The sequence below is a fragment of the Alcanivorax sp. HI0083 genome (genome assembly GCF_001635175.1).
This window is the reverse complement of record NZ_LWFX01001439.1, coordinates 1-780: the sequence shown is the minus strand read 5'-3', so window position 1 is coordinate 780 and position 780 is coordinate 1. Positions and strand designations below refer to the sequence as shown.

The 780-nt window shown below is 52.4% G+C and carries 1 pseudogene; it reads left to right on the top strand.

Features of this window, described 5'->3' with window-relative positions:
* Window positions 1–413 (top strand): annotated as a pseudogene (locus tag A3754_RS28060) (hypothetical protein); the annotation flags it as partial.
* Window positions 414–780 lie beyond the last annotated feature (367 nt).

Sequence of the window (780 nt, the reverse complement as noted above, 5' to 3'; positions counted from 1 at the left end):
CCGATAGTGATGGTGATTTTGTAGGCGATAACACGGATGCCTTCCCGAATGATCCGGAAGAAACGGCCGATAGCGACAGCGACGGTGTCGGTGACAACGCGGACGCTTTCCCGGATGACGCAAACGAAACCGCCGACAGTGATGGCGATGGCGTTGGTGATAACGGGGATGCCTTCCCGAATGATTCTGGTGAAACTGCCGATTCGGACGGCGATGGCGTTGGCGATAATGCTGACGTGTTTCCGGACGATAGTGAGGAAACCCTGGATGGCGACAATGATGGCGTTGGTGACAATGCCGACCCCGAGCCTGAAGACCCATGTGTGCCGAGTACAGCGGTTGATGCCTGCATAGTGGAAGCTGTTGGTGCAGTTTGGGACGAAACCAAATGGGACGAAGCGAACTGGCAGTAAGCCGGTTCGCCAACTAAATACAGAAGAAGGAACGACACAATGAAAACATTTATGATGACTGCTCTGGCTGCTGCAATGGCAAGTTCTGTGGCTGTGGCGGAAGTAACTGTGCCGAATGCGTTTGTGCAAGGTACGAACGCGGTTGCGGACGATGTCAATGCAAACTTTCAGGCCCTGGCTGCTGCTATTGATGAAAGCAATAGCCGTATTGCTGCTCTTGAAGAGCAGCTTGAGAAAGCTAGCTCTGTAGATGTTGCTGGGTNGAGCTACGCAGTTCAGAGCTCTTCAGTGGAGCTGCAGAAATACGATGCTGACCCAAACAATGCTTCGGAGGATCCTGGATTTTGGAATATCGATCTTTATGTGG